Genomic DNA, 10,042 nt, shown 5'->3' with positions numbered 1-10,042 from the left:
AATTATTAAAAATAAAATATTATGTCATATTCAAAAGCTATAGTTGTGCAATATCGAAGAAATATTAACATAGGAGTTGTTGACACAACAATATCTAATTCACATTCTTTATCTGATCTAGATTTGGGTTCAATAAATCAAATAATAGGCACTTTAACTGAAGTAATAAGTAATCCTAACGGAGCGTTCATCTGGGGGAGCGAACAAATCGTAATTGATTCTGATTCTATAAACTCAAAAATTACTGATGAAATTAATGGAGTAACTCTATCAAATACAAGCACTATATCATTATTAAATTTAATGGTTGAAATTAAAAACTTTAAAGAACAATATCAAATCCCTTCAAATTTAAAAAATATCATTGGACAAGCGTTTGAAACCATAAAATCTAACCCACATAATTATAAAAGATGGCCAACCTCGGACACAGATTTCTCTACAACAATCGATAACGTATATGTATCATTAGTATTAACGTCTGATGATTTGAACTTACCTAAAAATGAATATCTAAATCAGTTAAAAACTAATTTTTAAATTAGATCAATTCCAGCATTTCGCTTGTAAACTCAAAGCATAAAAGCTCAAAGACAAAAAAGTCTTTGAGCTCTCTTAAAAAAAAATCATTTTCCTGACCACCCCTACACAAGGGGAACCCGATCGCGCAGATCTATCTCCACAACGATAGCGCAGATTTGTAATCTGTGCCCGCAAAGAAATTCCGTCAACACCTGAAAAATAAAGCTTTGGAAAAAAAGAAAACTTATTTTTATAAGCTTTAGCAAATAAAAAAAACAACTCAAAGAGTAAAAATCTTTGAGTTGTTTTAAAACCTTAAAATTTCTCAAAAGAGAAATCATCCTACAAGACCCAAAAAATTACATTTTAAAACCCAATCCGGAAACTTAAAACTATAAGCTTCCCTACTCTACTATTGGCTATACCTAAGCCAATAAAAAAACAATTGTGACGCCACTAACACAATTTTAAACATTCAGATTATTTTCAAATCTGAATGAATTACGGTAACCCCCATAAGCCTGATTAAAAGCCTGTAAATTTTATAAACCCGTAATAAATAATTAAAAATGAGTACAAATCACAACAGAATCAGAGTGGCAGATTTAGAAACAAATGAACCTAATAAAATTTTAATAACTAACGAAAAAGGAGAGTTAGAATTTAACGATGTCAGCGAGCTTCAAACCGAAAAATACAATGCACTTGACTGCACAACTGAAGGAAAAGCATTAGATGCCAGACAAGGAAAAGTATTAAAAGATATGATTAATAATATCAGTACATCGCCGCCTTCTTTAGTTAATGATCTGACAACCGGAGGAACTGCAAAAGCTCTAACAGCTGAAATGGGAAAAACTTTAGAAAATACTAAACTTACAGCCTCAATTGCAACTGATCCAGAAACTCAAATAATAACTGCAGTTGAAGAAGACAAAAAAGTAATTAGCCGATTAAAACTTTTTAACTGGTGGAACTGGATCAAAAAGCAGCCATTAAAATGGAGCAATACAATTACGATAAACCAGGGTAACTCTACAAATCCGCCTCTTATTATACCTACTGGAGTTTTAACAACAACTCCTGTCGTTGGAGCCATTGAAACAGATACTACAAGTATCTATTATACATCATATGATGGTACGAGGAAAAACTTGTCTGATAAAGCAATTTTTAGTAATACAACTTTATCTATTAATAATTTTGGACAAGGTTTTATAGGGCTTCAGGAATTTATTACTCCGGTTGTCACAAACTCCAGATTGTTCAACAATGGAGCAAAGCAATTTGACAGCTATTCTATTTTTTCTAATATTATATTATCGAAATGGAATTCTAATGTCACTTCAGCAAAAATGGAATTACAGATTAATATTAGCAATAGTGTTTCTCCCAATTCCTGGTTTACAATCTCGCAGTTTGAAGCAAACAGATCTGATCTGACTGCAGGTTTACCCTTAAATATAGTGTTATCATCAGACTTAAATGTTCAGGCTATTAATGATAAATATGTCTTTTTTTCTGGCAGCAATTTGAATTTTGTCAAATCAGATACCCTAAGCGGCAGAACAAATAATTTGTCAATAGATAATCAAACACCTTTAAAAACTGATATGTTAGTTTCTTTGAGAATAAAATCATCTTTATCTTTTTCGAACACTACACAATACCAAGATTTTTACGGTTCAATACCTTTGTTTCAAATGACAAAAAAGTAAAGTTCTCTAATTTTTATTCATGTATCTCACAACAACATGATAAAAGCTGACAGGAAGTATTTTTTTTTAAAATAATTTCTGACAAGCTTTTACTTCCTTTTGATGATAAATCAGCTATTGATTTATCATCAATTTTATTTGAATTTCTTAAAATTCAATTTAAAATAAACACTCTCCTTACAACCCTGTAAAGTCTCAGAACATCAGTGTTAAACCGCTAAGCATCTGTTTTTTAAATCTCTTTTTTAGACGCATCTTTACACTGTCAAAAGGAAATTATTACCTATAAAGCCTTTTTTATAATTCCTTATTAAATCAAAAAACTATGCATTAAACCAACACATGGTTAATGCTGCTGCAACTTAACCATTTAGAATACGACCACCCTTAATTAAAGTCAAAAACAAATTAGAATATGCCAACTAATCCAATTCCAGCGACTCCAATTCCTATGGCAAGATATTATCCTCGTTTATCGGAGGTAATTACTGTAGATGATTTACCCGAATTCCTATCTTTCGTCGAAGATGGCCTGAATTCCATTTTTGAAAAAATTCATTATAAAAACTTACAATATTCAAAAGGATATCGCGGCGATTCGGCTTTTTACAGTCTTGATATTGTAACGAGCGAAAAACTCGCCATTCCTCTGCCTTTTGGTCTGGGACTTGTCCTTAATCCAGATCTTGACGGAGATTCTTCTATTTCATCATTCCCTATTACTTTAGAATACCAATGGGAAATTTTAGCTTTCTTAAAAACTTTCAGTTCTAGTAATTTCTCTTTTTCGATAGAAGATTTTTATTCTGTCGGCTTACAGGTTTTCCGCATTAGCGAAGAGCAGGTTATAGCCCACATGATGAACATTTTTGTGGAAGCCGAAGAAGGAAAAACAAAATACGAGCAGCTTTTAGAAGATATTAATGACCTTAAAGGACTAACTGATGAAGAAAAATTAGAACTTCCTCAAGGAGTTGAAGCATCAATTGATACTGTAATTACGCTTATTAAAAACAATCAGGCAATTGCAGAATCTATTTCATTATTGTTATTTGCCACTTATATCTTAAAAGGAGATTTAAGCGATACAAAACAAAAACTACAGGAATTTTATAACATTATGGTTCCTGATGGTATCGAAGCACATATTAAAAGAATTATTACTCCAAAGGCCAAAGCAACTTTAGAATTAAGTGCCGGAATTGAGTTCCCCCGAAATATCCTAAAACCAATTAATTGTGATGGTTCTAATTATGGTAATGGAACAGAAAAATCAATATTTTTATTTGGCAAAGCGCAAATGTATGCCGATACTGAAGAAGGTATTGGTTATCAGTTAGAACTTGGCGGCTCATTAAAGCCTGAATTTGCCATGATTGGAAATACTGGTTTAATCCTTCAGCTGGATACTTTAAAAGTAGATTTAAGCAAGAAAACCAATATTCCGGAAGCTGATGCCGATGGGCGTCCAAATGATTTTGTTGGTGTCTATGCACGTGCCGTTTCGGTTACAATGCCTTCGAATTGGTTTAATGATATTCCAGAAGTTCCAGGAAGCACAACTCCAACATTAAAATTTGGTGCTTCAGATTTATTAGTCGGTTCCGGAGGTCTATCGGGAAATATTTATTTAGAAACTGTTCCCAGTGTAAATGGTGCTTTTAACTATTTCAGTGAAAAGTTCAATTTTAATTATCCAATCACAATGTTCGAAAAAGACGAAAGTGGTGTGGTGAATAAAAAAGAAATCGCTGATTATGCTTCTTTACTTATCTTTCTACAGGAATTAAACAGCAAAGGAATTCCTCATGCTTTTGATTATCCTTTATCGTTAACAACGCTTTCTTCTGTCAGTTCTTCAAGTATCGAACCTTCAACAACTTATATTTTTACGGAAGCTAAAGATTATCAAAACTTTTTGTTAGAGTTATACGATAATACACTTTGGAAGAAAATTGGATCTTCTAATAAAGGTTTCAAAATTGGCTTCAATAAATTTGATATTTCTTTCAAACAAAACAAAGTAATTGGTTCTAACATTAAGGGACAATTAGAAATTGAAAAATTCAAAATTAAGCGAGAAAATCAGCCGGATTTACCATTTACTGCAATAGTCGAAGGTCACTTGCAAGATAACGGCGACTTCAACCTAACTGCATCTTTCCCGACAGAAAATAAACCAAAAGCAAATTTATTCGATTTAGTAGATTTTGATTTCAACAGTTTCGAATTAGGAAAACAAGACGATGATTTTTATATCGGCACTTCATGTCACATTTCATTTCCAAAAGGTTCTTTAATTGGAAACCTAATGAAAGGTCAGGGCTTTGATGTTGAAAAACTTCGTATTTACAGCGATGGAAATATTGAAGTTGAAGGAGGTTCAATTCCTATTCCTATCAGTCTTGGTATAAATCTTGGTCCGGTTCAAATGGCGGTTACCAACATCAGTTTTGGATCAACCCAAATTAATGGACGTAAATATAATTTCTGGGGCTTTGATGGAGCTATTAGTATTAATCCACTTGGAGTTGATGCTCGTGGAGAAGGTGTGAAATTTTATTACTGTACCGAAAATGGTCATTTAGATTCTTTTCTAAGAATTCAAACTATTGAAGTTGACTTAGTTATTCCAGCATCAACTTCAGATGAAAGTGTATTGGCAATTATTAACGGAATGCTTTCTCTTCCTGAACCTGGAAAATCTCAGGAGTTTATGGGAGAAGTTTCTTTAAAAATTCCAAGTGCCAAAATTTCCGGTGGAGTTGAAATGAGATTTATGCCAAAATATCCGGCATTCTTAATGGATGCTCATATCGAACTGCCTACTCCTATTCCACTTGGGTTCCTTGCTATTTCGGCATTTAGGGGATTGATAGGTTTTAGATATGTTGCAACCAAAGAAGCTGCAGGATTGAAAAAAGACAATTCCTGGTATGAGTTTTACAAAACTCCAAAACCGGGTATTAATATTAGAAAATTCAGCGGACCACCAGATTCTATGCAATACAATTCTCCGTTCTCGATTGGAGCCGGAGCTACTTTTGGAACCGTTGCAGATGGCGGACATGTATTGTCTTTAAGAGCGATGCTTTTATTATCTCTGCCTACTCTGTTTTATATTGAAGCAGGATTAAATGTTATTGCCGGACGATTAGGACTTATTGAAGATGATCCGAGTAATCCTCCATTCTTTGCCTTTGTTGCTTTTGGCGACGATTCATTAGAACTGGCAGCCGGAGCAGATTTTAGTATTCCAAAAGACAGTGGTCAAATTTTTAAACTTCATGCTTTACTGGAAGCCGGGTTTTTCTTTAAGAATCAAAAACCATGGTATGTAAATATCGGATCCAGAAAAGATCCAATTACTGCAGAGATTTTGACCTTATTTACGGCTAAGGCCTTTATTATGCTTTCGGCTCAGGGAATTGAAGCCGGTGCCCGATTAGATTTTAATCTGGAAAAAAGTTTTGGTCCTGCTAAAGTAAAATTATGGGCTTATCTGGAACTTGGAGGTAAAATTTCATTCAAACGTCCGCAAATGGGCGGATATATTACAGCCGGCGGAGGTATTCAAATTAAACTTTGGATTATTAATGTCGAGATTGTTTTAGATACTATTTTCTCTGTAGAATCATTCAAACCATTCTTGATTTATGCTAAACTGGAACTAAGTGTTCGTGTAAAAATTGCTTTTGTAAGAGTCCGTAAAAACTTTGTCGTAGAACTTCAATGGGATATTAACCGAATTGTTGATCGTACGCCCTATAGTCCGCTGCCTAAAGGAACAGTTGGAGACGGATTAGACAACAGAACTTTAGAAAATGTAAAAGGTGTTCACATGCTTACTAATCAGGCTTTTGCACTTGATTACTTCAAATCGTCAGATGAACCAAATTATAACATCGCAGAATTTGATCAGTTTGGAATGCCTAAAGCAAACCTTATTACACAAGTAATTCCTTTAGATACCTACATTGATATTAAAATGGCGAAAGGTTTATTGCCAAATCCTCAATTGTTTCAAAAAATTGGAGGTTATACCGGCGATGCTAAAAACTACACCGATATGATGCCGCCAGTAAGTACTCAGGCTGGAAGAAAACTACGTCAGGTTAAACATCAATATGCTATTGAATCTATTGAAATTAAATCATGGAATGGTTCATCATGGGAAGATTACCATCCATTTGAAGCTGTGGTAAAAGATAATGAAAGAACCAAAGACTTAAAAGAACTTCCTTGGGCACAATGGCAGAAAGCAATTGATCAATACGACAGTATTCGTGTATTAGCAACCAATCCGTTTTCATTTTTAAGTGCGGGTGAACCGGGATGGCATGTTCCGGAACAATATGGGATCACATCTTCTAAGTTATTCTGTGAATCTCTCGGAATTGAAGAAGAACATACCGATTTCCTTAATAAACAAATTGGTTTAAGCTATTATATTCCAACTCAGCATGAAGCCGATAAAATCAACGGTTTGTTTTTTAAACTAATTGGAGAAACTTCAGAAATTATCGAAAACAATGCAATTCAGGAGAAGGACTTTATGACCATTACAGGAGAAACAAATCCTCATGGTTACGCCAGATCTTTGTCTTTCAGAAATGATAATCAGATAGAAATTATTTTCCCAGATTCTGCAATTGAACCTGCTTTACAAATCACAACGCAGGCTAAAGAAGTACTAATAAAAGCTTTTACAGCAGTTACTGAAGATGGCAAAAAAGAAGTTTCATACAAGCCAATTAAAATACGAAAAACAGAAATTGATACAGCCGAATTTGATTTAACATACACTAAAGCCGAATTGTTAAGCACGATAAAATTGTTTAGTGAAGAAACTGATCCAATTTCAAAAACTAAAATCAGCAAGATTGTAATCATTCCTTTGTCTCCAAATGCAAAACGCATTTACGAAATTAGAAATGAAATCGCGGCTTTATTTACAGAAACCTATACAAGCGAAACGGGCGAAGTGTCTATTTCTGTTCCAGGTTCAATCTCTGAATACAATTCATTAGTTGCAGAATTAGAAAATTTAAAAATTGCTGCCGGAAATAATAATCCATCTGCTGAATTACCAGGCAAATTGACTTTTACAAATTATTATGGATATAAGGGAAAAGACATTTATGTATTTGATAAAGTAATTAAATTCAATGACACGTATATCATTGCTTTCCATCCAAAAGCTGATACAACGGTTCTGCTTCAAGTCGACTCAAAAGGAGCTATTTTAAAAGAACGTTTGTTAAAAGGAGTTGTTACTTCAATGCAGGTTGTCCATAATAATTTATTGGTAACACAAGCTTTGAATGCTAAACAATGCAAAGGAATTGGAGATGCCATTATTGATTCTGATCTTATTATTGGCTGTGAATCTGCTATTGATGCAATGACAATTACGGAAATGGATGATGAACTGAATTTAAATTCCGGAGTGCAATATTTAAACAGTTATTCTTTAGGATTTAACAAAGTAATACCTCTTGCAAATAACGAATTGCTTTGGGTAAATGCATTAGAAACCAAAACACAGATTAACTGGGTTAACGGAACCAATCGTGCTCTTATTAAGCGTGCAGAAATCAATGGAACTGCTCTTAACGTTTTACAACATTCTGATACTGAATTTAGTCTGGTGACGAAAGACAAAAAAATTATCCGTTTCAATCTGAATACCAGTACAAATGCAATTTCTGTAGTAGAGACAAAAATACTTTCTGATAGTTCAATAACTGAAATTATCGATGCTGTTATCACAAACGGAAAAATTTTAGTGACAGTTAAATTCTCAGATGAAAAATTTGGTTTAGCGCAGATTACAGCCAATTCATTAACTATTGTAAAACAAGATACCGTTTTTGATTCTGCAATTTATTTATCAAACAAGACGCTGGCTGATAATTCAATTATAGCTTATAACACAAAGTATTTGTTTGTATTTAGCTCAGAATTAGCACTTACAAGATTAATAAAAAGGACAAGTCTCACAGAAAACGCATCAATTCTTCATATCCAAAATGAACCTTCTGAAAATGAAATAGTGATGCTTTCTTCTAAACCAAAAGAAAAAGGAATTTATTTCTCATTGTTTACAGATCAGTTTGATAATTGTTCTTTATATCCTGAACAAACTGTCACGATAACTTCTTCAACATCGGCTTTAGCTGCTGGAACGACAAGTTTGACAACAGCTGCATCGGTTGAAAATGTAAAGTATACAAGAGCGCCTAAAAATTCAAAATTAATTTCGGTGACAGATACCATTTGTTCTAACGGAAATGCTGAAGAAGATCCGGAATTAGAGTATTCAACTTCTATTCAAAGTATTGAATGGTTAAGCAAAGAAAGTTATTTCCACAATACAACTATTCCAACTATTGAAGCTGTTGAGGATGATCGCGAAGCAATGAAAGCAGCAGTACAAAATACGGTTCAGCCAATTTGGAGACCGAATACAACGTATTGTCTGAAGTTTACTTTAACAGATAAAGTTGATGATAAAGACACAACGCCTTTTAATTATTTCTACGGATTTAAAACTTTAGGGCCAATCGGACATTATCCGATTCCTGAACCTTCAAAAGATCAAAAACCCGAAGTTAAAAATGAATTAACAGATTTGTCACTATCGCCGCTGGCTTCATTAAGACAATATTTAGATTATAACCGTTCTTATCCTAATGCTGATGGAAGTTTACTGCAGTCAAAACCTTCTTTTTATGGACATCAACAATGTAAAGTGAATTTGTTTTTTACCAATCCGTATGCGTATCACATGGTTAAGGACTGGGCAGAATATGAAGAAACCAGACCGGAAATAAAAGGAGCATTAAACCTTACCATAAAAGATCCTTTAACAGATGTTTTAATTCCATATCCGCTGCCGGAAGTAACAACGACTATAACTTATCCAACAGCAGGAGCGGCTAAACCAATTGATGATAATGACCCAAGAATTCCATTAGGTATTCAATTGATAAACAACATTCTTAGTGATAAATCAGCGATGAGATGTACTTTCGATTGGGGAGAACTGATAAAACCTAAATCATACGGTTATGAAGTAGAATTAACCAATTTAAAACCGTCTAAACTTTATACGGTTTTAGTAAATAACTTTTTTGATGATGCGCAGCATGGAACTATCAGCGAAAGCAAAAATATACTGGTACATCAATTTGGTTTCCAAACATCTCGTTACAAAGATTTTGAAGAACAAATTCAAAGTTATTATCTGAATGAAGATCAATCACAAAGAGCTGTTTATGACCTCAAACTGAATTTAGCCCAAAATCAGGTTGATGCTTTATATGATGTTCTTAACAAGCAGCCTAACACACTGGCAGATGCATTAATAACTAAATACCAGCATTCATTTGACCGAGCCATTGAAGGAATTTTAAAAATGTCTCCTCTTGATCCGCCACAAAATACCGAGGTTAATAAAATTATTGACACCAATACCGGCCATGTCATTGCGCTTTTAGTTCGCAACCCGGAGCCATTTAATATTCCGAAAATGCCTTTAGAGGAAATCAAAAATTCAATTGTAGTAGTTGATGACTCTCTGCATACTATAACTGACTATAAAATACTGCATTCCAAAGATTATTCACAGGCTTTAATAATGCATGACAGTAAAATAATTACTGCTGAAAAATTAAAAATCCAGTTTGATTACAGAATGTGGGCCAATAGCGAAACAGCAATAACAGATTCAGTTGACAAGCAAAACATAGAAGTTCAACTATCACAATTAGAAAATACAAATCTTTAAAAAATAAGAA

The 10,042-nt window shown here is 33.6% G+C and carries 3 protein-coding genes; all 3 read left to right on the top strand.

The genetic code is table 11. The annotated features are described in order from the left end of the window. Positions 1 to 21 precede the first annotated feature (21 nt). The 3 genes from ASE21_RS19595 (at position 22) to ASE21_RS19585 (ending at position 10,032) form a co-directional block, all read left to right on the top strand. Positions 22 to 540 carry a hypothetical protein gene (locus ASE21_RS19595; RefSeq protein WP_057124395.1) on the top strand — a complete coding sequence of 173 codons (519 nt, stop codon included), beginning with the start codon at positions 22 to 24 and terminating at the stop codon, positions 538 to 540. Between the two features lie 551 nt (positions 541 to 1,091). Next, complete coding sequence (locus ASE21_RS19590; RefSeq protein ID WP_057124394.1) at positions 1,092 to 2,240, top strand: hypothetical protein; 1,149 nt, start codon at positions 1,092 to 1,094, stop codon at positions 2,238 to 2,240. 415 nt (positions 2,241 to 2,655) lie between these two features. Next, complete coding sequence (locus ASE21_RS19585; RefSeq protein ID WP_057124393.1) at positions 2,656 to 10,032, top strand: hypothetical protein; 7,377 nt, start codon at positions 2,656 to 2,658, stop codon at positions 10,030 to 10,032. Positions 10,033 to 10,042 lie beyond the last annotated feature (10 nt).

The sequence above is a fragment of the Flavobacterium sp. Root901 genome (genome assembly GCF_001429765.1).
GTDB lineage: Bacteria > Bacteroidota > Bacteroidia > Flavobacteriales > Flavobacteriaceae > Flavobacterium.
This window is presented reverse-complemented; position numbering and strand designations above follow the sequence as displayed.

Coding starts and splice junctions, on each gene's coding strand:
- ASE21_RS19595 (WP_057124395.1), top strand. CDS start 22: ATGTCATATTCAAAAGCTATAGTTGTGCAATATCGAAGAAATATTAAC.
- ASE21_RS19590 (WP_057124394.1), top strand. CDS start 1,092: ATGAGTACAAATCACAACAGAATCAGAGTGGCAGATTTAGAAACAAAT.
- ASE21_RS19585 (WP_057124393.1), top strand. CDS start 2,656: ATGCCAACTAATCCAATTCCAGCGACTCCAATTCCTATGGCAAGATAT.